The 24,547-nt window shown below is 61.6% G+C and carries 17 protein-coding genes; 10 read left to right on the forward strand and 7 right to left on the reverse strand.

Annotated elements, in window-relative coordinates; translation table 11 throughout:
- Nucleotides 1-116: 116 nt before the first annotated feature.
- The 3 genes from recJ to katG form a co-directional block, all read right to left on the reverse strand.
- Nucleotides 117-1,811, reverse strand: coding sequence for a single-stranded-DNA-specific exonuclease RecJ (gene recJ / locus RHM62_RS10655; protein ID WP_322122083.1), 1,695 nt, complete (start codon nucleotides 1,809-1,811; stop codon nucleotides 117-119).
- Entirely contained in the window at nucleotides 1,808-2,848 is a 1,041-nt protein-coding gene (locus RHM62_RS10660; protein ID WP_322122084.1) for a hypothetical protein, read from the reverse strand. Before RHM62_RS10660 ends, recJ begins: the two co-directional genes overlap by 4 nt.
- A gap of 204 nt (nucleotides 2,849-3,052) precedes the next feature.
- The gene (gene katG / locus RHM62_RS10665) at nucleotides 3,053-5,251 is read right to left on the reverse strand and encodes a catalase/peroxidase HPI (protein WP_322122085.1); all 2,199 of its coding nucleotides are present in this window, start codon (nucleotides 5,249-5,251) and stop codon (nucleotides 3,053-3,055) included.
- A 255-nt stretch (nucleotides 5,252-5,506) separates the two neighbouring features.
- On the opposite strand from katG, the gene RHM62_RS10670 reads away from it, so the two are divergent.
- The 10 genes from RHM62_RS10670 to ftsB all read left to right on the forward strand — a co-directional run bounded on the left by RHM62_RS10670 (nucleotide 5,507) and on the right by ftsB (nucleotide 16,795).
- Nucleotides 5,507-6,772: a lipoprotein-releasing ABC transporter permease subunit gene (locus RHM62_RS10670; RefSeq protein WP_322122086.1), complete on the forward strand. Its 1,266-nt coding sequence runs from the start codon at nucleotides 5,507-5,509 to the stop codon at nucleotides 6,770-6,772.
- Complete coding sequence (gene lolD, locus RHM62_RS10675; RefSeq protein ID WP_322122087.1) at nucleotides 6,765-7,463, forward strand: lipoprotein-releasing ABC transporter ATP-binding protein LolD; 699 nt, start codon at nucleotides 6,765-6,767, stop codon at nucleotides 7,461-7,463. The genes RHM62_RS10670 and lolD overlap by 8 nt, the downstream gene beginning before the upstream one ends.
- Nucleotides 7,464-7,475: 12 nt before the next feature.
- Nucleotides 7,476-8,273: a TatD family hydrolase gene (locus tag RHM62_RS10680; RefSeq protein ID WP_322122088.1), complete on the forward strand. Its 798-nt coding sequence runs from the start codon at nucleotides 7,476-7,478 to the stop codon at nucleotides 8,271-8,273.
- Between the two features lie 6 nt (nucleotides 8,274-8,279).
- The gene (locus tag RHM62_RS10685) at nucleotides 8,280-10,706 is read left to right on the forward strand and encodes a DNA internalization-related competence protein ComEC/Rec2 (protein WP_322122089.1); all 2,427 of its coding nucleotides are present in this window, start codon (nucleotides 8,280-8,282) and stop codon (nucleotides 10,704-10,706) included.
- 13 nt (nucleotides 10,707-10,719) lie between these two features.
- The gene (locus RHM62_RS10690) at nucleotides 10,720-11,523 is read left to right on the forward strand and encodes an alpha/beta hydrolase (protein ID WP_322122090.1); all 804 of its coding nucleotides are present in this window, start codon (nucleotides 10,720-10,722) and stop codon (nucleotides 11,521-11,523) included.
- A complete protein-coding gene (locus tag RHM62_RS10695) occupies nucleotides 11,520-12,434 on the forward strand; it encodes a lipid A deacylase LpxR family protein (RefSeq protein WP_322122091.1) in 915 nt (304 codons plus the stop codon). The genes RHM62_RS10690 and RHM62_RS10695 overlap by 4 nt, the downstream gene beginning before the upstream one ends.
- Nucleotides 12,435-12,541: 107 nt before the next feature.
- Complete coding sequence (locus RHM62_RS10700) at nucleotides 12,542-14,206, forward strand: CTP synthase (protein WP_322122092.1); 1,665 nt, start codon at nucleotides 12,542-12,544, stop codon at nucleotides 14,204-14,206.
- Nucleotides 14,203-15,057 carry a 3-deoxy-8-phosphooctulonate synthase gene (kdsA, locus tag RHM62_RS10705; protein ID WP_322122093.1) on the forward strand — a complete coding sequence of 285 codons (855 nt, stop codon included), beginning with the start codon at nucleotides 14,203-14,205 and terminating at the stop codon, nucleotides 15,055-15,057. Before RHM62_RS10700 ends, kdsA begins: the two co-directional genes overlap by 4 nt.
- Before the next feature lie 46 nt (nucleotides 15,058-15,103).
- Nucleotides 15,104-16,390, forward strand: a complete 1,287-nt coding sequence (eno, locus tag RHM62_RS10710) for a phosphopyruvate hydratase (RefSeq protein ID WP_322122094.1) — start codon at nucleotides 15,104-15,106, stop codon at nucleotides 16,388-16,390.
- 57 nt (nucleotides 16,391-16,447) lie between these two features.
- Nucleotides 16,448-16,795 (forward strand): cell division protein FtsB, encoded by a 348-nt coding sequence (ftsB, locus tag RHM62_RS10715; RefSeq protein WP_322122095.1) that lies wholly within the window; start codon nucleotides 16,448-16,450, stop codon nucleotides 16,793-16,795.
- 44 nt (nucleotides 16,796-16,839) lie between these two features.
- Here the strand turns inward: ftsB and RHM62_RS10720 are convergent, their stop codons facing one another.
- From RHM62_RS10720 to RHM62_RS10735, 4 genes are all read right to left on the reverse strand, one after another.
- Nucleotides 16,840-18,804, reverse strand: coding sequence for an ATP-binding protein (locus RHM62_RS10720; protein WP_322122096.1), 1,965 nt, complete (start codon nucleotides 18,802-18,804; stop codon nucleotides 16,840-16,842).
- Nucleotides 18,801-19,763, reverse strand: a complete 963-nt coding sequence (locus RHM62_RS10725; RefSeq protein WP_322122097.1) for a diguanylate cyclase domain-containing protein — start codon at nucleotides 19,761-19,763, stop codon at nucleotides 18,801-18,803. Before RHM62_RS10725 ends, RHM62_RS10720 begins: the two co-directional genes overlap by 4 nt.
- Before the next feature lie 165 nt (nucleotides 19,764-19,928).
- Nucleotides 19,929-23,438, reverse strand: coding sequence for an EAL domain-containing protein (locus RHM62_RS10730; RefSeq protein ID WP_322122098.1), 3,510 nt, complete (start codon nucleotides 23,436-23,438; stop codon nucleotides 19,929-19,931).
- 1 nt (nucleotide 23,439) lies between these two features.
- Nucleotides 23,440-24,498, reverse strand: a complete 1,059-nt coding sequence (locus tag RHM62_RS10735) for an AI-2E family transporter (RefSeq protein ID WP_322122099.1) — start codon at nucleotides 24,496-24,498, stop codon at nucleotides 23,440-23,442.
- Between the last annotated feature and the right edge of the window lie 49 nt (nucleotides 24,499-24,547).

Consider the following 24,547-nt stretch of genomic DNA (forward strand, 5'->3'; position numbering starts at 1 on the left):
GTCGAGCGCATCCACCCTCATGGAACGTCGTTGCCCGTATCGATCGGGCACTCGAGTCCGTGGTGTTACGTGGTTTATTACGGAATAAGGGTTCCAGTAAAAAACACGCCTGTGCACTACATGACTTCCGCGTGCTCGACCATCAACTGCACGCGCGTCACACCGTTGTACTCGTTTGCATCGAGCCGGTAGGCCACCCGTGCGCGACTCCCGAGATCGTCGGTATGACCGAACCAGATCGCATCAAAACGCTGGCCATTGCGCTCAAGCTGCAGCTTCAGGTGGCGTTCCTTGAGGATGCGCTGGCTGATCACGCGGAACTCGTCGCAGAACACCGGTGGCGCAAAGCCCTGACCCCAGACCTGTGCGTCGAGCAGGTCGATGAACTGCGTCGTGAAGAACGCATCTTCCAGCGAACCATCGTTTTCGAGTACCCGTTCGAGCTGGTTTTGCGTCAGCCAGCTGCGTCCGACAGCTTCGAAGGCTGCGGCGAAGGCATCGAAATTTTCGGCGCGCAAGGTCAGGCCGGCGGCCATTGCATGACCGCCGAACTTGTCGATCAGGGTAGGGGCATGCTTGGACACCAGATCCAGCGCATCGCGCAAATGAAAACCCGGGATCGAGCGTCCCGAGCCCTTGATCCAGCCATCGCCAGCCGGCGCAAAAGTGATTGTCGGCCGGTAGAACTTGTCCTTCAGGCGGGATGCAACGATGCCGATGACGCCCTGGTGCCAGCCGGCGTCGAACACGCTGATCGTCGAATTGTCTTGCGGGTTGAAACTGTCGAGTAATTCCAGCGCGGTGTCCTGCATGTCGGCCTCAATATCGCGCCGCTCGCGGTTGATCGCATCGAGCTGCTGGGCAATGGCCCAGGCGCGACCTTCATCGTCGGTGGTCAGGCATTCGATGCCAAGCGACATGTCGGCCAGCCGGCCGGCGGCATTCAGACGCGGACCCAGCGCAAAACCGAGGTCGAACGGACTGGCCTTGCGCGCCTCGCGGGCCGACGCCCGGAACAGCGCTGCGACGCCCGCATGCATGCGACCGGCGCGCATCCGCTTCAAGCCCTGCGCGACGAGGATGCGGTTGTTGGCATCGAGCTTGACGACGTCGGCGACCGTGCCGAGCGCGACCAGATCAAGCAGCACATCAAGCTTGGGCTGGCTGTGCTGATCGAAGATGCCACGCTTGCGCAGCTCGGCGCGCAAGGCCAGCAGCACATAAAACATCACGCCGACGCCGGCCAGGTTCTTGCTCGGGAAGCCACATTCGGGCTGGTTCGGATTGACGATCACGCGCGCCGCCGGCAGCGTATCGGCCGGCAGGTGGTGATCGGTCACGACCACGTCGATGCCACGCCGGTTGGCTTCGGCCACGCCGTCGATACTGGCAATGCCGTTATCGACGGTGACGATAATGTCGGGCGTTTTTTCGGCTTGCGCCAGCGCGACGATTTCGGGTGTCAGGCCATAGCCATATTCGAACCGGTTCGGCACGATGAAGTCGACTTCCGCGCCCAGCATGCGCAGTCCGCGCAAGCCGACCGCGCATGCGGTAGCACCATCGCAATCGTAATCAGCGACGATGACCATGCGTTTTTTTGCCGCGATCGCATCGGCCAGAAATACCGCTGCGGCATCAATGTGCAGCAAACCGGAAGGGGCGATCATCGACGACAGCTCGCTCGACAGTTCGCGCACATCGAGCAAGCCACGCGCCACATACAGGCGCGCCAGCACCGGATGGATGCCGTCCTGGATCAGGCGTTCGGTATCGCGCGGAGACGCCGCACGGGTCGCGAGACGGGTCATTGCAGCAATCCCTTGAGCGATGGCTTCAACCAGAATTTGCGCAGCGTCGTGCGCGTGATCAGGTGCCCGGTGACCAGGCTGCCATGGGTCAGGATCAGACGGCATGAGCCGAGGGCACCATCTTTCAAGGCCTGCAGCAGCGGCGCAAACCAGGGTGCCTCGAGGGCATTGACGCGCATCAGCCATTCCGACAAATCTTCGCCCAGCGCCGGTTCGATCAGCATGTCGAGCAATAGCAAACCATGCACCGGTTTTGCGGCGAGCACGTCGGCGATGGTGGCACTGTCAGCATGCTTGACGGTTTCGCCACGCCAGTTGGCGAGATTGAAGACATCGGTATAGGGCGAGTCCCGTACGTCTTGTTTGGCTGGCGTGCCAGCCCACAGCCACAGCGAATTAACCGGATCGAGACCTTGCTGCTCGCGTGACTGGTTGACCGTGCAGTCATGCCAGTGCATCTGGATTTCATTCTGGACCTTGCGCCAGTCGCGCTCGGACGGACCTTTCGGCATCCAGATATCGATGTTGTGGCCGCAGGCCGCGTCCGGTGTCGCGGTCTGCATCGCCGTCCAGTCGTCGGCGCGCAGGAACCAGGTAGCCGCATCGCCGTACACCAGTTGCTGGCCGATCTCTTCGAACAGCGGCGCTGCCAGCGCGAATAGCGTGCGCGAGTCGGCGTCCGCCAGCGCGAGCCGGCGCGGATCCGTCAGCACCAGATGATCGCGGGCGATATGGATATGCACCGGATTGAGCACGAACCAGACCCCGGATTCGGGCGCAAAGCCGCGTCTGTGCATGGCGCGCAAGGCAAGCGGCGGACTGCCGTCTGTGGCCTTGTCGGGTGACAAACCGAAGGCAGCAGCGAGCCAGGATTCATGCGGTAGCGCGTGGGCGAAGGCGTCATGTGCGACCGCCGGTGCCGGCTTGCTGCGCGCCAGCAGTACGGCCAGTGACGGCGTTTCCATCGCACGCAGCAGATCAGGACCCATGGCGGTGGGGGGGAGGGCGAAAGGCAAAAGAATATCGAGATGGCTCATGGGCGGGGATTGTAGGTCAATTCGATCAGGCGAACCGGCGAGGTCCTTCGCAACCGTCTTTAGGTCAGCGCGCAAACTACCCCGCCGGCGGCAAAAAAAAACGACCCGGTCGCCAAGGCGTTCGGGTCGTTCAGTTACCGATATGTGGCTCGGTAATTTGCGCTGCACGGCCTGTCGATGTGAATCGACAGGGCCGCGCCGGCATCAGGTCAGATCGAAACGATCCAGGTCCATCACCTTGGTCCAGACCGCGATGAAGTTATGCACGAACATCTCTTGGGCATCGCTGCTGCCATAGACTTCGGTAATTGCCCGCAGCTGCGAGTTCGAACCGAACACCAGATCCACGACAGTACCGGTCCACTTGACATTGCCGCTGGCAACATCGCGCCCTTCCATCAGTCCTTCCGACGCGGTCGACTTCTCCCACTTGGTTTTCATATCGAGCAGATTGACGAAGTAGTCATTGCTCAAAGTGCCAGGCCGGTCGGTGAAAACACCGTGTTTGACGTCGCCGAAGTTGGTATCGAGGGCGCGCATGCCGCCGACCAGTACCGTCATCTCAGGGCCGCTCAAGGTCATCAGGTTGGCGCGATCCAGCAGCAGTTCGGCTGCAGTACCCACACTTTCCTTGCTCAGGAAGTTGCGGAAGCCATCAGCAACCGGCTCCAGTGCAGCGAACGACTCGACGTCGGTCTGCGCCTGGGTGGCATCGGTACGACCCGGCGAGAACGGCACGATGGTATCGATACCGCCTTTTTTTGCCGCCGCTTCAACGGCAGCGCTACCGGCCAGCACGATCAAGTCAGCCATCGAGATCTTCTTGCCGCCGGATTGCGCGCCGTTGAAGTCTTTCTGGATAGCCTCGAGTGCGGTCAAGACGACGGCCAGTTTGGCTGGTTCGTTGGCTTCCCAATCCTTTTGCGGTGCCAGGCGGATACGGCCACCGTTGGCACCACCGCGCTTGTCGCTACCGCGGAAAGTCGAGGCTGAAGCCCAGGCTGTAGTCACCAGTTGTGCGGTCGACAAACCGGAGGCCAGCACTTTGGCTTTCAAGGCGGCGACGTCCTGCTCATTGACCAATGGATGGTCAACATCGGGAACCACGTCCTGCCACAGTTCGGTCTTCGCCGGCACCATCGAACCCAGATAGCGTGACAACGGACCCATGTCGCGGTGCATCAGCTTGTACCACGCCTTGGCGAATACCTCGGCAAATTCCTGCGGATTCTGGTGAAAGTGGCGCGAGATTTTTTCGTAGGCAGGATCGGCGCGCAGGGCGATATCGGTCGTTGCCATCATCGGTGCATGGCGGATAGCCGGATCATGTGCGTCCGGCACGGTGTTGGCACCGCCACCGTTTTTCGGGGTCCACTGGTGGGCACCGGCCGGGCTCTTGGTCAGTTCCCATTCATAACCGAACAGCGTATCGAAATAGCTGTTGTCCCAGGTGATCGGGGTCGGTGTCCATGCGCCTTCGAGGCCGCTGGAAATCGTGTGGACACCTTTGCCCGTGCCGAACGTATTTCTCCAACCGAGACCTTGCTCTTCGAGCGGTGCGCCTTCGGGTGCAGGACCGACGTATTTGGCCGGATCAGCAGCGCCGTGGACCTTGCCGAAGGTATGACCGCCGGCGCACAAGGCCACGGTTTCTTCGTCATTCATGGCCATGCGCAGGAAAGTTTCGCGGATATCGTGTGCCGACAGCAGCGGGTCAGGATTGCCGTTCGGGCCTTCCGGATTCACGTAGATCAAGCCCATCTGCACTGCACCGAGCGGGTTTTCAAGGACGCGCTCTTTGCTGTAGCGCTTGTCGCCCAGCCATTCGGCTTCCGGACCCCAATAGATGTCTTCCTGCGGTTCCCAGACATCGGCGCGACCACCGGCGAAGCCGACGGTTTTCAGGCCCATCGACTCGAGTGCGACGGTGCCGGTCAGGACAATCAGATCAGCCCATGAAATTTTGCGGCCGTATTTTTGCTTCAGCGGCAACAGCAGGCGACGTGCCTTGTCCAGGTTGACGTTATCCGGCCAGCTGTTCAGTGGGGCAAAACGTTGGGTGCCGAAACCGGCACCGCCGCGACCATCGGCAATCCGGTAGGTGCCTGATGCATGCCAGGCCATACGAATGAAGAAAGGACCGTAGTGACCATAGTCGGCCGGCCACCATTCCTGTGAATCGGTCATCAGCGCTGTTACGTCCTTGACGAGCGCGTCAAGGTCCAGGCTTTTGAATTCTTCGGCGTAGTTAAAATCCTTGCCCATCGGATTGGACAACGACGAATTTTGTTGGAGGATTTTGAGGTTTAACTGATTCGGCCACCAGTCCGCATTCGTGGTACCTGCGTTGACGGTAGGCTTGGGTGCACCGCTTAAAAACGGGCATTTTGTTTCGTTCGACAAGGCGTTCTCCTATGAATGTTTGGCATTTCCAGCGATTGCCAGTATAGATTTTTGCCAAACATTGTCCTACAAAATATTCTTAATGAGTCCGATAGTGCATCCTGATGCAGGCAGGAAATCTTGTCGATGCAATCCTTGGTTGCCACGTCACCACGACCGGCACGCAAGTGCTGAACTACCATGAAGCCAGCCTACCGCGTTTGGAGATGATTTGTTTTGTGTGGCAAGATGCCGGACGAATTCAGGAGCCCACCATTGAGTATTCTAAAAAATCTGCCGTTCGAATGGCTGGTCGGCATCCGCTACACGCGCGCCGGTCGTCGCAGCGGCCGCAACAGTTTCATTTCATTCATCTCGCTGATCTCGATGGCCGGCATCGCGCTGGGTGTCGCCGCACTGATCGTCGTGCTGTCGGTGATGAATGGCTTCCAGAAAGAAGTGCGCGACCGCATGCTGTCGGTCTTGCCGCACATCGAAGTGTTCGATCCGGTCAACGGCCTGGTTGACTGGAAAGCCACCGCCAAAGAAGCATTCCTGGACAAGGAAGTCAAAGGCGCAGCACCGTATGTCGCTGGTCAGGCCATGATGACGCGCGACGGTACCCTGCGCGGCGTGATTGTACGTGGCGTGCTGCCGGGCGAAGAATCGAATGTCTCCGAAGTTGCCGCGCAAGTGCGGCAAGGTAAGTTCACCGATCTGCGTCCCGGCGAATTCAATATCGTGCTCGGTGGCGAACTGGCGCGTGCGCTGTCGGCCGGCATCGGCGACCGTGTCACGCTGGTCTCGCCCGAAGGGCAGGTCACACCGGCCGGCGTGGTGCCGCGCTACAAGGCTTTTACAGTGGTCGGGATTTTTGAAGCCGGCCACTATGAATATGATTCGACACTGGCCTTCATGCACATCGATGATGCCGAAAAAATGTTCCGGCTCAATGCGCCGACAGGCGTGCGCTTGCGCATCGACGACATGCAGCGGGCACCGCTGGTGGCACGTGACCTGTCGCGCATCATGACCGGCAATGTCCTCATCAGCGACTGGTCAAAGCAGAACAAGACCTGGTTTGCCGCTGTACAAACCGAAAAACGCATGATGTTCATCATCCTCACGCTGATCATTGCAGTAGCTGCTTTTAATCTGGTGTCGACGCTGGTCATGACCGTCACCGACAAGCAGGCCGACATTGCCATCCTGCGTACGCTGGGTGCGTCACCGCGGTCGATCATGAAGATCTTCATGATCCAGGGTGCACTGGTGGGCTTGATCGGCACGGCCATCGGCATCACCGGGGGGGTGCTGGTGGCGCTCAATGTCGATGTCATCGTACCCGTCATCGAACGTCTGCTCGGCGTGCAATTCCTGCCGCGCGATATTTACCTGATCAGTGCCTTGCCGTCCGATCTGCGCTGGCCGGATGTCGGCACCATAGGCGCTGTCGCCGTGGTGCTGGCCTTTCTGGCGACGCTGTATCCGAGCTGGTGGGCGGCCCGTGTCAAACCTGCCGAGGCCTTGCGCTATGAGTAACACCACCGATAACACTGTCCTGTCCTGCGTTGGTCTGGGCAAGACCTTCACGCAAGGAAAGTACGCCGTCAAGGTGCTTGCCGGCATCGACTTCCAGGTGCAAAAAGGCGAGCGGGTGGCCATCGTCGGCGCGTCCGGTTCCGGCAAATCGACGCTGCTGCATTTGCTCGGCGGACTCGATACCCCCAGCACCGGCAACGTGACCTTGCTTGGCCGCGAGATGGCCAGCATGGGCGAAAAAGAACGCGGCGACGTGCGCAATCACTCGCTCGGTTTTGTCTATCAATTCCATCACCTGTTGCCGGAATTTTCAGCACTCGATAACGTGGCGATGCCGCTGATGATCCGTCGGGTCGACCGGATCACCGCGCAGGAAGCCGCGCGCAAGGTACTGGCCCGCGTCGGTCTGGCCGATCGCGTTACGCACGTGCCGGGCGAATTGTCCGGCGGCGAGCGACAGCGTGTCGCGCTGGCGCGCGCGCTGGTGACGCTGCCTGCCTGCGTACTGGCCGATGAGCCGACCGGCAATCTCGACCGTGCGACGGCGCACCGGACCTTCGACCTGATGCTGGAATTGTCGCGCACGCTAGGCACCTCGTTCGTCATCGTCACCCACGATGTCGAACTGGCGCGCCATTGCGATCGCATCCTGCGGCTTTCCGAGCGCGGGCTGGAACCCTACGTCGAATAACGGGGCACGCCGATGTGGATCGATACCCACTGCCATCTGGATGCCGCCGAATTCGCCGGCGAACACGAGGCCGTGGCGTCCGATGCGCAACGGGCAGGGGTGTCCCGCATCGTTATTCCGGCGATTGGTCGCGCCAATTTCGGCACCGTCGCCGCACTGGCTGCGGCTTGCCAGAACGGTGCCTACGCGCTAGGCATCCACCCGATGTTCGTGCCGCAAGCCGATGAAGCCGATCTGGTGCTGCTGCGCGCATCGATCCCTGCAGCTCTGCAGGACCCGCGCTTTCTGGCCATCGGCGAGATCGGCCTCGACTTCTTCATTCCTGAACTGACTGTCCCGCCCTTGCGCGAAAAGCAGGAACACTTCTACGTCGAACAGCTGAAGATCGCGCGCGATTTTGACTTGCCGGTGCTGCTGCATGTGCGGCGTTCGCAAGAAACGTTGCTCAAGCATTTGCGGCGCATCCGTGTGCGCGGTGGTTGCGCGCATGCGTTCAATGGCAGCTTCCAGCAGGCGCACCAGTTCATTGAGCTCGGCTTCAAATTGGGACTGGGCGGCGCGATGACGTTCACGCGCGCATTGCAAATCCGCCGGCTCGCTACCGAGCTGCCGCTCGCGGCACTGGTGCTCGAAACCGATGCACCCGATCTGTCGCCGGCATGGCTGCATCCGGCCCGCAACAGCCCGGCCCAGATCCCGCAGATCGGTGCCGCGCTGGCGCACTTGCGCGATCTGCCGGTCGAGGCGATTGCCACCGCCACGACAGCCAACGCGCTGGTCGCCATGCCGCGACTGGCGTCACTTTACTGAACTCGCATGCGCGCGGCCTTGCTCGGGTTTTCAGCGGGAGTCGGCGTGCTGCAATTGCAAGCGGCGCTGCTGCCGATGACGTGGGCGGCGGCATTGCTGGTGGCTGCGGTGGCGCTGCTCGTGGCGTTCAAGTCGATACCGCGCAGAGCAATACGACTTCCGCTGGTCGCCAGCATCGCCGCCGTACTCGGCTTTGCCTGGGCCACGCTATTTGCACAGTACTACTTGCAGCAGTCGCTGCCCGCCGCCCTCGAAGGTCGCGACATCACGGTCGTCGGCACGATCGACAGCTTACCGGCTAGTGCCGAACAGGGCGTGCGTTTCAACTTCGCCGTCGAGCGCGTGCTGCCGCTTGACGGCATCACGCCGGTCCTGCCGCGCCGGTTGGCGCTGGCATGGTCATCCGGATTTTTCGGCCAGATCACGCAAACGGTCGGCGACGTGCAACCCGGCGAGCGCTGGCAATTGACGGTGCGCCTGGCGCGTCCGCATGGCAATGCCAACCCGTTCGGATTCGATTATGAAGCCTGGCTGCTCGAACAAAATCTGCGCGCCACCGGCTATGTCCGGCCCGATACCGGCGCCGCATTGAAGAACGTCCGGCTCGCGTCGTTTGTGCTCAGCCCCGGCAATCTGGTCGAACGCAGCCGCGCCTGGCTGCGCGCGCGCATCCTTGCCGCCTTGCCTGACAAACCCTACGCCGGCGTGCTGGTCGCGCTGGTGGTCGGTGACCAGCGTGGTGTCGCGCAAACCGATTGGAATATCTTTACGCGCACCGGTATCGGCCATCTGATATCGATTTCAGGCTTGCACATCACGATGGTGGCCGGCTTGTTTGCGCTGCTCGGCAAGGCCTTGTGGCGACGTTCGTTTTTCACTGATGCGGCCTTGCCGTTGCGGCTACCGGCGCAGCAATTCGGCGTACTGGTCGGTGTGGCGGTGGCGCTGCTGTACGTTTTACTGGCAGGTTTTGGCGTGCCGGCGCAACGCACCCTGTACATGCTGTCGGTGGTCGCATTGGCACTCTGGTGCGGGCGGCTCACGCGCGTCTCGTCGGTGCTGTGCATTGCGCTGGCGGTCGTGCTGCTGCTCGATCCGTGGGCCGTGCTGGCACCCGGATTCTGGCTGTCGTTCGGCGCGGTGGCAGTGATCCTGTACGCCTCGGTCGGCCGCATGCCGGCTGCGCCGCTGCCGCCGTCAAGCTCGCGCTGGCGGCGCTGGCGTGCCACGCTGGCACCGGCAAGCCGTACGCAATATGTCGTCTCGATCGGACTGGTGCCGCTGACCCTGCTGCTGTTCGGACAGGTCTCGCTGATCAGTCCGCTGGCCAATGCGGTGGCGATTCCACTGGTCAGTTTTGTGGTCACGCCGCTGGCCTTGCTCGGCAGTGTCGCGCCCGCGCCGCTCAATGGCTGGTTGCTGCTGGCGGGGCATGCCGGCATAGCCTGGCTCGCGCAAGCATTGGCGTGGTTGAGCGGTTTGTCATGGGCGGTCTGGTCCGCACCGATACCATCCTGGTGGGCCTTCGCCGCCGCGGCCATCGGCACCTTGTGGTGGCTGGCACCGCGCGGCTGGCCGGTGCGCTGGGCCGGGCTGGCCGGCTGGTTGCCCTTGCTGGCGACGATGCCGACCCATCCGGCGGTGGGGCAATTCGATGTCATCGCCTTTGATGTCGGGCAGGGCATGGCCTTGCTGGTCGAAACCGCCGGCCACCGTTTGCTGTACGACACGGGGCCGGCCTATTCGCCCGATTCCGATGGTGCCAACCGCGTGCTGCTGCCCTACCTGAAAGCACGGGGCATCAACGCGCTTGATGCGGTCGTCATTTCGCACAGCGATAGCGATCACTCCGGCGGGGCGCTGTCCTTGCTGGCGGCGATGCCGGTCGGCTGGTTGTCGAGCTCGCTGCCGCCGGACCACCGCATCGTGCGCGCCGCGGCCGAACACCGGCGCTGCTTCGCCGGTCAGCAGTGGGATTGGGATGGCGTGCATTTCGAGATGCTGCATCCGACCACGGTCAGCTACACCAGCGACAAATGGAAACCCAATGCGCGCAGCTGCACCCTGAAAATTTCCGCCGGTGGCCTGTCCAACCTGCTGCCTGGTGATATCGAAGCCACCTCCGAAATCGAACTGGTCAACAGCATTCCCGCCCGATTGCGCAGCACCGTGCTGCTGGCACCGCATCACGGCAGCGGCACGTCGTCCACCGAGGGTTTTCTTGAGGCGGTCGCGCCATCGCTGGCGCTGTTCCAGGTCGGCTACCGTAACCGTTACCGTCATCCGAAGCCGGAGGTCTATGAGCGCTACGCCGAACATGGCATCACGCGTCTGCGAACAGATAGTGCCGGAGCAATCACATTACAATTCGCCCGAGATTTGACTTTCAGCACAGTGCGCCGCGACCATCCGCGATATTGGTATGACCGATAGGAACCCACAGAAGATGACCAAACCCTTGCTGCATTTTGCCCATGCCAACAGCTATCCGGCCGATACCTACCGCGCTTTTTTTCGTGCGCTCGAGCCGCATTACGCAGTCAGTGCGCTATCGATGCACGCGCACAATCCCGACTACCCGGTGCGCGATGGCTGGGATGCGTTGCGGCGCGAATTGCAGGACGAGCTGCTGCAGCGCTACGACCAGCCGGTGATCCTGGTCGGTCATTCGCTGGGCGGCATGCTGTGCATGATGGTGGCCAAGCAGCGGCCCGACCTGGTGCGCGCCGTCGTGATGCTGGACTCGCCGGTGGTGGCCGGCTGGCGTGCGCTGGCGCTGCGGGTCTCGAAGCTGACCGGACTCGACATGAAATTTTCGCCGGCGCGTTTTTCGCAGCGTCGCCGCAAGGTCTGGCCGGATCTCGAAGCGGCTTACGCACACTACGCCTCGAAGGCGATGTTCGCGATCTGGCCCGAAGAAGTCTTGCGCGATTACATCCAGTACGGCATGCAGCCGCACGAAGACGGCGTCACGCTGCGCTTCACGCGCGAGATCGAAACGGCGGTCTATCGCGGCTTGCCGCATGACCTCGGGGCGCTGGCGCGCGGCACGTTTCCGGTGCCGATCGGCTTTGTCGGCGGGGTCGATTCGATCGAATGCCAGCAAGCCGGGCTCGATGCGACACGGCGTCTGGTCGGTTCCCATTTTGCCCAGATCCCCGGCGGTCACCTGTTCCCGATGGCTTCACCCGAGGCCGCGGCCAGTGCCACTCATTCGATGATTACGTCCCTGCTCGGAGAAACCGCATGATCAAATTCCTCACGCTGATGCTGTGCGCGCTGGCGGGTACCGTCCACGCCGCCGACTTGCCCGATGTCGCACGGATGCGCGCTGAAGGCAGCGCCAGCGTCACACTCGAGATCGATAACGACAGCCTGCTACTGAATCGGGATGACGGCTTCTACACCAGCGGCGCTCGCATCGGCCAGCGCATCGATCTGCGCAGTGCAGGCCGGCTCGATAGCATCGGCTGGCGCATCGGGCAGGACATGTACACCGCGTCCGACACGCGTTTGTCGCCGGCGCAGATCGGCCCGCCCGACCATCCGTATGCGGGCTGGCTGTTCGGCGGTGTCTACCGGCAGCAGGCGCTGGCCGATGGCACGCGCTGGAAGCTCGGCATCGACCTCGGTTGCCTCGGTCCCTGTGCCGGTGGCGAGTGGACCCAGACCCATCTGCACCGGCTGATCGGCCAGCAACTACCGCAGGGCTGGGCCAAGCAGGTACGCAATGAATTCGGTGCCGTGCTGGCCGGCGAGCTCACGCCGGTGCGCTGGCAACTCGGTAGCGCGGTCGATCTTGCGCCAACGCTGCAGGCGCGCTTCGGCAATATCTTCACCGATGCCAGCGCCAGCTTGCTGCTGCGCGCCGGGCAACTCAATGTGCTGCCGGACCAGCCGACGCTGCACGGATTTGCCCGAGCCGAGGCGCGCGCAATCGGCTATAACGCGACGCTGCAAGGCGGTTATTTTTCGACCGGTAATCCGCATACGGTCGATCCGAAGCGGCTGGTTGGCGAAGCCGAAATCGGCGCGGTCTGGCAGCGTTCGCCGTGGAGTATCAGCGCTTCGGTGGTCCGGCGCGGCAATGAAATCCGCGAACTGCCCAACAGCATCGGCACCCAGAACTTTGTGCGGCTGCTGTTTTCCTATGCGCTGTAATCGGCTCTGCCGGCGGTGGCGATAATTTTCCCGGCATTAGTCCGGCCGGCTAATCGTCGTGCGGTATAATTCCGATTTCTCGCACGTGCCGTTCGGCACTATCTGCAATGACCAAATTTGTATTCGTAACCGGTGGCGTCGTCTCTTCCCTTGGCAAAGGGATTGCAGCAGCCTCTCTCGCAGCGATCCTCGAATCGCGCGGCCTCAAAGTCACCATGCTCAAGCTCGATCCCTACATCAATGTCGACCCCGGCACGATGAGCCCGTTCCAGCATGGCGAAGTGTTTGTTACCGATGACGGCGCCGAGACCGATCTCGACCTCGGCCACTACGAGCGCTTCATCACCACCAGAATGCGCAAGGTCAACAACTTCACGACCGGCCAGATTTATGAATCGGTCATCCGCAAGGAGCGTCGTGGCGAATACCTCGGCAAGACCGTTCAGGTCATCCCGCACATCACCAATGAAATCCAGGATTACATCCATCGCGGTGCCGAAGGCTATGACGTCGCGCTGGTTGAAATCGGCGGCACTGTCGGCGATATCGAATCGCTGCCCTTCCTCGAAGCAGCCCGCCAGCTGAGCTTGCGCGCCGGCCGCAATGCGGCTGCGTTCGTGCACCTGACGCTGGTGCCGTTTCTGGTGTCGGCCGGTGAACTCAAGACCAAGCCGACCCAGCACAGCGTCCAGAAATTGCGTGAGATCGGGATCTTCCCGGATGCGCTGCTATGCCGTGCCGACCGGCCTATCCCGGATGACGAGCGCTCGAAGATTTCGCTGTTCTCGAACGTGCCGGAAGACGCCGTGATCTCGGTGTGGGATGCCGACACGATCTATAAGATTCCGCAAATGCTGTTCGACCAGGGCCTCGACAAGATCGTCTGCGACAAGCTCGCGCTGTCACCAAAACCGGCCGATCTGTCGATGTGGACCCGTCTGGTTCATGCGCTCGAAAATCCGAAGTTCGAAGTCACCATCGGCATGGTCGGCAAGTATGTTGACCTGACCGAGTCGTACAAATCGCTGACCGAAGCCTTGCGTCACGCCGGTATTCATACCGAATGCCGCGTCAATATCGAATATCTTGATTCCGAAGATATCGAGGCCACCGGTCCCGACAGCCTCGCCAAATACGATGCCGTGCTGGTGCCGGGCGGATTCGGCAAGCGCGGTGTCGAAGGCAAGATCGCATCAGCCCGCTATGCCCGCGAACACCAGATTCCATACCTGGGCATTTGCCTCGGCATGCAGGTCGCCTTGCTCGAATATGCGCGCAACGTGGCCGGCCTGACCAAAGCCAATTCGACCGAATTCGACAACGAGACCGAGCAACCGGTGGTTGCCCTGATCAACGAATGGCAGAACCACGACGGCAAGGTCGAGAAGCGTGACATCAATTCCGACCTCGGCGGCACGATGCGCCTGGGCGCGCAAACCTGCGCGGTCAAACCAGGCACGCTGGCTGCCGAAATTTACGGCAACGTCGTCACCGAACGTCATCGTCATCGCTATGAAGCCAACAACCATTACCTGAGCCGCGTCGAAGAAGCTGGTCTGATCGTGTCGGCCCGAACGCCATCGGAAGACTTGTGCGAGATCATGGAATTGCCACGTACCGGTGCACATGCCCACCCGTGGTACCTTGGCGTGCAATATCATCCCGAATTCAAATCGACACCGCGTGATGGCCATCCCTTGTTCATCTCGTTCGTCAAGGCAGCACTGGCGCACAAGCAGGCCGCGGCCGCCACACTCAAGGATGCAGCATGAAACTCTGCGGTTTTGACATCGGCCTCGACCAGCCGTTTTTCCTGATCGCCGGTCCGTGCGTGATCGAGTCGCGCCAGATGGCTTTCGATACCGCCGGTCAGTTGAAGGAAATCACCGCCGCACTCGGTATCCCGTTCATCTACAAGTCCTCGTTCGACAAGGCCAACCGCTCGTCGGGTACTTCTTTCCGTGGCCTCGGCATGGACAAGGGTCTGGAGATTCTGGCCGACGTCAAGCGCGAGCTGGGCGTGCCGGTACTTACCGACATCCATGCAATCGAAGAAATCAAGCCTGTTTCGGCGGTCGTCGACGTGCTGCAAACGCCGGCTTTTTTGTGCCGCCAGACCGATTTCATTCACGCTTGCGCGCAGTCCGGCCGGCCGGTCAATATCAAGAAGGGCCAGTTCCTGGCGCCGCACGATATGGTCAATGTGATCAACAAGGCGCGCGCGGCAGCAAAAGAAGCCGGCCTGCCCGAAGACAATTTCATGGCTTGCGAGCGCGGTGTTTCGTTCGGCTACAACAACCTGGTATCCGACATGCGCTCGCTGGCGATCATGCGCGAAACCGGTTGCCCGATTGTTTTCGATGCGACGCACTCGGTGCAATTACCGGGCGGGCAGGGCAGTTCTTCCGGTGGCCAGCGCGAATTCGTGCCGGTGCTGGCGCGGGCTGCGGTGGCTGTTGGTATTGCCGGCCTGTTTATGGAAACCCATCCGAACCCGGCCGAAGCGATGTCTGACGGCCCCAACGCGGTGCCGCTGGCGCGCATGCGCGAACTGCTCTCGACGCTCATCGAGCTCGATCGTGTCGTCAAGAAAAACGGTTTCCTCGAAACTGATTTCGCTTGAGCGTTCCCTTTACCCCAATTCAAAACTGCAAGATCCAGGAGAAATCATGAGTGCCATCGTTGACATCATCGCCCGCGAAATCATCGACTCGCGCGGCAATCCGACCGTCGAATGCGACGTCCTGCTGGAATCCGGCGTCATGGGCCGTGCCTCGGTGCCGTCCGGCGCATCGACCGGTTCGCGCGAAGCCATCGAATTGCGCGATGGCGACATGAGCCGCTACTTCGGCAAGGGTGTCTTGAAGGCCTGCGAATTCATCAACACCGAGATCGCCGAAGCCATCATGGGCCTTGATGCCAACGAGCAGGCTTTCCTGGATCGCACCCTGATCGACCTCGACGGTACCGAGAACAAGGCACGCATCGGCGCCAACGCCACGCTGGCCGTCTCGATGGCGGTAGCCAAAGCCGCTGCCGAAGAATCGGGCCTGCCGCTGTATCGCTACTTCGGTGGCAGCGGCGCGATGCAGATGCCGGTGCCGATGATGAACGTCATCAACGGTGGCGCGCATGCCGACAACAACCTGGATATCCAGGAATTCATGATCATCCCGATTGGCGCACCGAGCTTCAAGGAAGCCATCCGCTATGGCGCAGAAGTCTTCCACACGCTGAAAAAAATCCTCAAGAGCAAAGGCCTGGCGACCTCGGTTGGCGATGAAGGCGGTTTTGCCCCGAACGTCGACAACCACGAAATGGCGATCAAGCTGATCATCCAGGCCATCGAAGAAGCCGGCTACGAGCCGGGCACGCAGATCGCACTTGGTCTGGATTGCGCTGCCAGCGAGTTCTACAAGGACAGCAAATACCAGCTGGCCGGCGAAGGCGGACTGGCATTGAGCTCGACCGATTTCACCAACCTGCTGGCGACCTGGTGCGACAAGTACCCGATCATTTCGATCGAAGACGGCATGGCCGAAAACGACTGGGAAGGCTGGGCCATCCTGACCGAATCCCTCGGCAAGAAAATCCAGCTGGTCGGCGACGACCTGTTCGTCACCAACACCAAGATCCTGCGCGAAGGTATCGACAAGAACATCGCCAATTCGATCCTGATCAAGATCAATCAGATCGGTACGCTAACCGAAACTTTTGCCGCCATTGAAATGGCCAAGCGTGCCGGTTACACCGCCGTGATTTCACACCGTTCCGGCGAGACCGAAGATTCGACGATTGCCGATATTGCTGTTGGTACCAACGCACTGCAGATCAAGACCGGCTCGATGTCGCGTTCGGACCGCATGGCCAAGTACAACCAGTTGCTGCGCATCGAAGAAGACCTCGGCGACATCGCCAGCTACCCTGGTCGTCAAGCCTTTTACAACTTGCGCTAACCTCTGGCTGCACGGACCGATGCCGGTCCGTGCGCGCCTGTTCACGTCCTCTTCCTCATGCGCCTGATCCTGACTTGCCTCGCTGCCTTGCTGTTGCTGATCCAGTACCCGCTGTGGTTTGGCAAGGGGGGCTGGCTGCGCGTGGCCGAACTCGATCAGCAAGTCACAGCGGCTGTCAAGAAAACCGAAGACCTTAAAGCTCGTAACGCCAAGCTCGGCTCCGAAGTGCAGGACTTAAAAACCGGCACTGGCGCGGTCGAGGAGCGCGCGCGCTACGAGCTCGGTATGGTCAAGGAAAACGAAGTGTTCGTCCAGGTGCTCCCGGCAGGAACGGCGGCACCCGAGCTGGCAGTCAAGCCGGTGCCTGCTGCGGAGCCCTTGCCGCCGGTGCGAAGTACGCCGTAGCATCTGGCCCGTAGGGTGGGCTCGATACAGCCGTGCCCACACTGCTATTCTTTTCCGGCGATGCGGCTCGGGCGGCGAACGGCTAGTCTGGCGGCGGTGACCAGGTCGGCTGATTCAACCGGCTTGGCAAGGTGGATCAGGTAGCCGGCGTCGATGGCGCGGCGCTTGTCTTCCGGGCGGGCGAAGGCCGTCAGGGCAATCGCCGGCAGCGGACGCACCCCGGGGGGTTCCTGTTGTCGCGCCAGTTCGAGCAACTGGTAACCATCAATGTGCGGCATGCCGATGTCACTGATGAGCAAGTCGGGACGGTGTTCGCGGATCAGTGCCAGTGCTTCGGTAGCCGAGCTGGCCAGCCGTACCGTGGCACCGGCGTTTTGCAGGATTTCGCGGATCACCGCACCCGTGTCGGGTTCGTCATCGACGACGACGATGTCGGCAAACCAACTGGTGCCGGACTCGCCGTGGATTTTTGCTTCCGGCTGGTCTGCGGCCGGCAGGTGCAGGCCCGGCTGCAGAGCGGGCAATTCGACCGTGAACGTGGCGCCGCGGGCAAGTCCGCGGCTGTTCGCGCTGACGATTCCGCCGTGCAGTTCGATGAGTGATTTGACAATCGATAGCCCAAGTCCGAGTCCCATGTGGCTGCGCGTGATGCTGCCATCGGCTTGCGAAAAGCGCGCAAACAGCGAGGGCAGGAACGCCGGCGCAATGCCTTGGCCGCTGTCGGTGATCGTGATGATGACGCGGTTGTTGCTGGTCATCTGGCGAATCGTTACGGTGCTGTCGTTAGGACTGAACTTGATCGCGTTGGAGAGCAGGCGACACAGGATCTGCTGCAGCCTTGACTGGTCAGCTTCGATGGCCATGCCCGGCTCGTCGATGCGGACATCGAGCTGGATATTGCGGCTCGCTGCCAGCGGTGCCGACAAGGCCACGCTGGCACTGATGACGTCGTTACAGCGTACCGGTTGCAGGTTCAGGTGGATCTTGCCGGCCATGATGGCACTGGCATCAAGCAAGTCATCGATCAGTCTTGCCTGCTGACGCGCACTGCGTTCAATGGTGGCCAGTGCTGTGATGGCCTTGTCGGACATGCTGGTGCTGCCGCGTTGCAGGACCTGGGTCCAGCCCAGGATCGAGTTGAGCGGCGTGCGCAATTCGTGTGACAGCGTCGAAAGAAATTCGTCCTTGATCAGGCTGGCATGTTCGGCGGCAGCGCGCGCCATATGGGATGCTTCGGCACTATCGCTGTGGTCTTCTTCGATCTGCTTGCTTGCCGTGATATCGAGCGTGATGCCATTGAAGCTGCGCGTGCCCAGCGCGGCATTGCCGGTCACGCATCCCTTCGCGCGTAACCAGCGTACCCGGCCGTCAGCTGCCCGCACCCGGTATTGCAAGTCATACGGCGTGCCATCGCGGATTGCGGCCGTGATCGCGGCGCGGCTGCGCGGACTGTCTTCCGGATGCAGCGACTGCAGGAATTGCTCCAGCGTCAGCGGGGTGTCCGGAGCCAGGAACAGATGGGACAGGAACGTGGGGTTGCCAACAATCAGGTCGCCATCGAGCTGGTATTCGAAGGTGCCCAGTTCGGCAGCATCGGCGCAGCGTGCCAGCCGGCTGCTATCCGCGCCGGCGCTGGCATGCAGGATGGCGATATCCTGCAACTGCAGGATGATCGCTTCGAGTTCGCTGTTGGCATTCAATACCGGATGCAGCGCGGGATGCCATTGCAGACCTGCCGTCACCTGGCGCGGCGAGGCAGGCAGCGCAGTGGCAACGCGGCTTTCGCAGAGTGCTTCGAGGCTGCTGCGCAGTGCACCGGCATCGGCGTCGGTCGTATCGGGAAAGACGTCGAAGTAGGCGTGTCCGACCACCTCCTTGCGTGCTTTGTCGCTGGCCTCGAGAAAGCTGTCGGAGGCAGCAACGATGGTGTACTGCCGGTCGGGTAGCAGGACAAGGACGCGGCCCGGCAACGCTTGCATGACATGAGAAAAATCGAACCTGGCGATCATTGCAGATTCCTTTGTAAAGGTGCCTCCGTGGCGCAGGGTGGTGCGTCGACATGGTAGCGGTTCTTGCCATTGCGCTTGGCCTGGTACAGCGCCGCGTCCGCCAGCCGGATCAAGCTGTCGGCGGGCGTCGTGCTCGATAGTGCGATGCCGATGCTGGCAGTGATGCTGAGTTCGGTGTCGCATAGCGTGTACGGACTGGCGACGGCATCGATCATCTTCTGGGCGATTGCACGGACATCCTGCAAGCTCGCCAGGTCGCCGACGACCAGAATGAATTCGTCGCCGCCGATGCGCGCCACCGTATCTTCGCGACGGGCCGCCGACAGCAGACGTTGCGACACCAGCTGCAGCAGCTGGTCGCCGCAGTCATGACCCCAGGTGTCATTGACCTCCTTGAAACCGTCCAGATCCATGTACATCAACGCCACCAGTGTCTGGCCGCGCTGTGCATGCGCCAGGGCGACGCCGAGCCGGTCGTCGAGCAGGCGCCGGTTCGGCAAGCCGGTCAGCGGATCGTGCAGCGCCAGATGGTGCATCGCGGCGCTGTTGTGGGTGGCTTTATTGAACAGCAGGCGTACTTCCAGCATCTTGTGGATACGCTGCAGGATTTCATCGAGTACGAAGGGCTTGACCATGAAATCCATCGCGCCGGCTTCGAGCGCGGTGATCTTGTGATCGGGATGGGCTGTGATGGCCAGCACGGGCAACCATGCGTCTTGCGCCAGATGGTGCAGGGCGTCCATCACTTTGAAGCCATCCATCACGGGCATCTGTATATCGAGCAGGATTAGGTCAAATTGCCGGGCACTATGCAGCCCGGCGACTTCCTGCGGCTGGGTTGTCGCAGTGACATTGACGTAGCCCTCCTGGTCGAGGATGGCGAGCAACAGGAGAATATTGTCCGGGCTATCGTCGACGATCAGGATCTTTGCTGCATAGATGTCTTCTGCGCTGAGCATGGTGTGTGCGATGTGTACTGAAGAAAGCGGCGGGGGCGGAGCCGGTGGCCGGGGTTTTTCAGACAGGAGTTGCCAATCCCTCAGGGTAACGAAAGAGCCGCTGAAAGATTGTGCGGCAACGCGCTTAAGGACGTGGGTGCAACGGTCACACTGCCGGTGTTTGGCTTATCGGCCGGCCGGCACCGGATTGCGCACGAAGGCAATGAATGCGGCGGCCGGTACCGGCCGGCTGAAGTAGTAGCCCTGGAATGAAAAGCAGCCCAGCGCAGTCAGGCGGGCTTTCTGTTCCAACGTTTCGACCCCTTCGGCAATCACCGCCAGCCCAAGGCTGTTGCCGAGCGCGACGATGGTGCCGGCGATGGCTTCATCGTTCGGGTCGGTCAGGATATCGCGCACGAACGACTGGTCAATTTTCAGTTGGTCGAGCGGCAGGCGTTTCAGGTACGACAGCGACGAATACCCGATGCCGAAATCATCGAGCGAAAAACCGACTCCCTGCACCTTCAGTTGCGACATGGTCAGGATGGTTTGTTCGACGTCGTCGATCAGCAGGCTTTCGGTCAGCTCGAGTTTCAGGCGGCGCGGGTTGGCACCGGTGCGCTGCAGGATGGCCAGTACCTCGTCGACGAAGCCGCTGCGGCGGAACTGGCGGGCGCTGACATTGACTGCCAGATGGAGTCCGGCCAGGACCGGATCGGCGGCCCAGCCGGCCAGTTCGCGACAGGCGGTTTCGAGCACCCAGCTGCCCAACTCGATAATCAGGCCGGTTTCTTCGGCCAGCGGGATGAAGGCAAACGGCGGCACCATGCCGCGCTGCGGATGGTTCCAGCGCACCAGCGCTTCGGCACCGGTGGGCTGGCCGGCCGCATCGACCTGCGGCTGGTAATGCAGCAGGAACTGGCCCAGCCGCAGCGCGCTGCGCAATTCGGTCTCGAGCACGATGCGCGCACTGATGGCGGCTTGCATGTCCGGATCAAAAAACCGCATTGTGTTGCGACCGGCCGATTTGGCCTGGTACATCGCCAGGTCGGCGCGGCGCAGCAGCTCGTCGATGCTGTCGGCGGCGGTCGAGAACAGCGTGATACCGATGCTCGGGGTAGTGCAAGGTTCGTCGGTGCCGAGCTGGAACGGATCGGTGAACGCGTCGAGGATTTTCTCGGCGACCATCTTGGCACCCGAGGCCGCTTCGCCGGGCAGCTCGCCCAGATCGGCCAGCAGGATGACGAATTCGTCGCCGCCAATACGGGCCACGGTATCGCTGGCGCGCAGGCAGTAGCTCAGACGCACTGCCACCAGTTGCAGCAGCAGGTCGCCCATGTCATGGCCGAGCATGTCATTGAGGTGCTTGAAATTGTCGAGATTGATGCACAGCAGCGCACCCGTGCGGCCGCTGCGCTCGTTGGCATCGAGGGCGTGTTGCAGCCGGTCGCGCAGCAGCAAGCGGTTGGGCAGGTCAGTGAGGCGATCATAGAACGCCATATGTTCGATTTCGCTGGCGGCCGACTTGCGTTGCGTGATGTCGGTTTCGATGGCCAGGATTGACAGCGGTGCGCCATCGTCGCCACGGATCAGGGTCCAGCGTGCTTCGACGGCGACGGCACCGCCATCCTGGCGTCGCTGCAGCAGTTCGCCGCGCCATGCGCCGTCCTGCACGACGCGCTCCATCGGCTCCTGCAGTTCCAGTGTTTCGGCGTGGCTGCGGCTGAGCATGGCCGGTCCCTGCGCTTCGTCACTGCTCCAGCCGTAAAGTCGCTGTGCGCCGTGATTCCAGAACGTCACCGCACCCTGCATGTCGCGCACGATGATGGCATCGGTGGCCAGGTCGAGCAGCGCAGCCTGGTCGCGCAGACGCAGGTCGGCGCTCTGGCGTTCCAGTTCAGCGCTGGCGCGGGCACCGAAAATGCGCAAGGTCGAGCAGGTGTGATCGCGACGTTCCAGACGCTCCTGAAACAGCACGAACAGCATGCCGATCGCTTGCCCGTCGGCACGGTCGAGTCGCAGTCCGACGCAGCTGCGCATGCCATCGATCAGGAACGTGGACGGGCCGGGAAAGCCGCCGGCGAGCTCGTCTTCGATCTCGCATTCGCCGTGCGCCAGCAACTGCGCGCACGACCTGACATCGAGCGGGCAGGCAAAGTTCGGATGGGTGTCGGTACCGATGATCGCCGCCACGGTCCAGGCGGATCCTCCGGTGCCGGGGTCCAGCCGGGCAATGAAACCGGCGCTGGCATCGACGGCATCGACCATGTTGCGGGTGAGTTGCTCGAAGAACTGCGCCGCTTTGCTGGTCGAGGTGGACGACACGGCGGCAGCGACTTTTTCGACCGTGACTTGCAGGCGCCGGCGTTCTTCCTGTACCCGCCGGTTTTCAATGCCGAAGGCAAGGTTGTCGGCCAGTTCGCACAGCAGCGTCATTTCTTCCGGCGGCACCGAGCGCACTTCGTCCGAGTACAGCGTGACGATGCCGAAGGTCTTGGTTGCATCGCGTAGCGGCAGACTGATCACCGTCGAAAATTGCATCGCTTCAACGTGCGACCACCAGGCCGAAAAGCGTGCATCCTGACCCACGTTTTCCATCACGACGGGCTGACCGCTGCGGATGGCCTGGCCTGATGGACCCTGGCCTGTCGGCAGGTCTGCCGACCAGCTGACCGTAATGCTGTTGAGCAGGCCGATGCCGATGCCCGCATGTGCCACCTGACGGATGCTCGATTGCGCGTCGTCGCACGCATAGCCGACCCAGGCCATCCGGTAGCCGCCTATCGTGTAGGCGATCTGGCAGATATTGTCCAGCAGCTCCTGTTCGGAGCCGGCGCGGATGAGCATCTGGTTGCCGGCACTGAGCATGCGCAGCGCACGATTGAGGCGATCGAGCAGCCGGACCGATTCGTGGTGCGCGCTGACATCGCTGATACCGCCGACCATGCGCACAGGGCGCTGCGCGGTATCGCGGATCACGAGACCGCGGTCGGCCACGAAAGCGTAGCTGGTGTCTTGCCGGCGAAAGCGATAAGTGTCGGCCCAGTCGTTGCGCTCGCTGTCAATCACCGCGTGGATGCCGGTGACTACCCGTTCGACGTCGTCGGGATGAATGCAACTGGTCCAGAAGGTGCTGTGCGGCGCGATATCGGCGGCGTGATAGCCGAACTGGCTTTGCATGCCATCGCTCCACCAGATGGTATCGCTGCCGAAATCCCACTCCCAGATGGTGTCGGTGGTGACGCGGGCCACATTGCTAAAGCGTTCATTGGTGATGCGTTGCAGCTCGGCCGCTGCCGCCTCGCGCGTGATGTCTTTGGCGATACCATAGATGCCGACGGCGATGCCATCGATCATGATCGGCAGATTGGTCACTTGCAGCAGGATCGCGGCACCTGATTTCACGTGTGCCTGCATGTCGTAGGTGGTACAGGTGCCCGATAGCGCGAGCAGGAAGTTGTCGAAGACGACTTGCTGGTGGCTGGCGGCGATCAGTGCCAGATACGCGGTGCCGATCAGCGCATCCGCGCTGTAGCCAAGCAGTTTTTCGGCGGCCGGATTGAGCGAGACAAAATTACCGCGCACATCGAACGACGCGACCGCATCCGGATGCTGGTCGAACAGCGAACGGTAATGCTGGCTGGTGGCAGGCATGTCTGGCGCGGCGGGTGCTGATGGCTGCTCGGGAAGCGTCATGTCAGGACATGGCCTGGTCTTTTTCGCGGTCCAGCAGCGTCCAGGCTGCCATGAACATCGCGGCAATCGAGGGACCGACCACGAAGCCGCTCAGCCCGAATACGGAAATCCCGCCTATGGTCGAAATGAGCACCACGTAATCCGGCATCTGCGTGTCCTTGCCGACCAGCACCGGACGCAGGATATTGTCGACCAGGCCGATCACCAGCACGCCAAACGCGATCAGCGTGACACCTTGCCAGATCGCACCGGTCAGCAGAAAGTAGATGGCAACCGGTCCCCAGATCAGGGCGGCACCGATGGCCGGCAGCAGCGACAGCACCGCCATCAGCACTCCCCACAGCAGCGCGCCCTGGATGCCGAGAAACCAGAACATCAGTCCGCCCAGCGTGCCCTGGCTGGCGGCGACAACGATGTTGCCTTTGACGGTAGCGCGGATGACGGTGGCGAATTTGGCGACCAACTGTTTTTTCTGGTCGCGTTCCAGCGGGATCGCATGCCGGATGCGGGCCGACAGCGCCGCGCCATCACGCAGCAGGAAGAACAGCAAGTACAACATCATGCCGAAACCGATGACGAAGTCGAAGGTGTTCTGGGTGATATTGAGGACCTGGCTGGCGATGGTCTGGCTGCCTTGCCGGATTACCTGCGAGACTTTGTCCTGCAGTTCGGTAAAGTCCGCCATGCCGACGCGTTGCAATTGCGTGACCAGCCACTGCGGTAGTGCGGCGAGAATTTGCTGGAAGTAGGTGCCGAAGTCGAGCGAGCCGGTGCGGATCTTTTGATACACCAGGGCACCTTCCTGTGCCAGCGAGACGCCGATCAGCGACAGCGGCAGGATCACGATGAACAGCACCACCAGCAGCGTGGCCAGTGCCGACAGCGTGTGGCGTTGGCCGAAACGGTTCAGCAGCCGACGGTGTAACGGCGCGAACAGCAGCGCCAGCACGGCAGCCCAGAACACGGCACCAATGAAGGGCAGCAAAATCAAGCCGAAGGCAATAGTGACAACGGCCAGCAAAAGCAGGAAAAATTTTTGATGCAGTTCGGGATGCGTCATGGGCGCTCCTGGGATAAATGGCAAAAAGATGTGGAGCATCGTACCTGAT

The organism is Actimicrobium sp. CCC2.4 (assembly GCF_034347385.1).
In the GTDB taxonomy this organism is placed as follows: domain Bacteria; phylum Pseudomonadota; class Gammaproteobacteria; order Burkholderiales; family Burkholderiaceae_D; genus Actimicrobium.

Excerpts from the sequence above, each read along its gene's own strand:
- RHM62_RS10725 (WP_322122097.1), bottom strand. The coding sequence starts at position 19,763 with ATGCTCAGCGCAGAAGACATCTATGCAGCAAAGATCCTGATCGTCGAC.
- kdsA (WP_322122093.1), top strand. The coding sequence starts at position 14,203 with ATGAAACTCTGCGGTTTTGACATCGGCCTCGACCAGCCGTTTTTCCTG.
- RHM62_RS10720 (WP_322122096.1), bottom strand. The coding sequence starts at position 18,804 with ATGATCGCCAGGTTCGATTTTTCTCATGTCATGCAAGCGTTGCCGGGC.
- RHM62_RS10735 (WP_322122099.1), bottom strand. The coding sequence starts at position 24,498 with ATGACGCATCCCGAACTGCATCAAAAATTTTTCCTGCTTTTGCTGGCC.
- RHM62_RS10685 (WP_322122089.1), top strand. The coding sequence starts at position 8,280 with ATGCGCGCGGCCTTGCTCGGGTTTTCAGCGGGAGTCGGCGTGCTGCAA.
- ftsB (WP_322122095.1), top strand. The coding sequence starts at position 16,448 with ATGCGCCTGATCCTGACTTGCCTCGCTGCCTTGCTGTTGCTGATCCAG.
- RHM62_RS10690 (WP_322122090.1), top strand. The coding sequence starts at position 10,720 with ATGACCAAACCCTTGCTGCATTTTGCCCATGCCAACAGCTATCCGGCC.
- RHM62_RS10660 (WP_322122084.1), bottom strand. The coding sequence starts at position 2,848 with ATGAGCCATCTCGATATTCTTTTGCCTTTCGCCCTCCCCCCCACCGCC.
- RHM62_RS10730 (WP_322122098.1), bottom strand. The coding sequence starts at position 23,438 with ATGACGCTTCCCGAGCAGCCATCAGCACCCGCCGCGCCAGACATGCCT.
- eno (WP_322122094.1), top strand. The coding sequence starts at position 15,104 with ATGAGTGCCATCGTTGACATCATCGCCCGCGAAATCATCGACTCGCGC.
- RHM62_RS10695 (WP_322122091.1), top strand. The coding sequence starts at position 11,520 with ATGATCAAATTCCTCACGCTGATGCTGTGCGCGCTGGCGGGTACCGTC.
- lolD (WP_322122087.1), top strand. The coding sequence starts at position 6,765 with ATGAGTAACACCACCGATAACACTGTCCTGTCCTGCGTTGGTCTGGGC.
- RHM62_RS10700 (WP_322122092.1), top strand. The coding sequence starts at position 12,542 with ATGACCAAATTTGTATTCGTAACCGGTGGCGTCGTCTCTTCCCTTGGC.
- RHM62_RS10680 (WP_322122088.1), top strand. The coding sequence starts at position 7,476 with ATGTGGATCGATACCCACTGCCATCTGGATGCCGCCGAATTCGCCGGC.
- recJ (WP_322122083.1), bottom strand. The coding sequence starts at position 1,811 with ATGACCCGTCTCGCGACCCGTGCGGCGTCTCCGCGCGATACCGAACGC.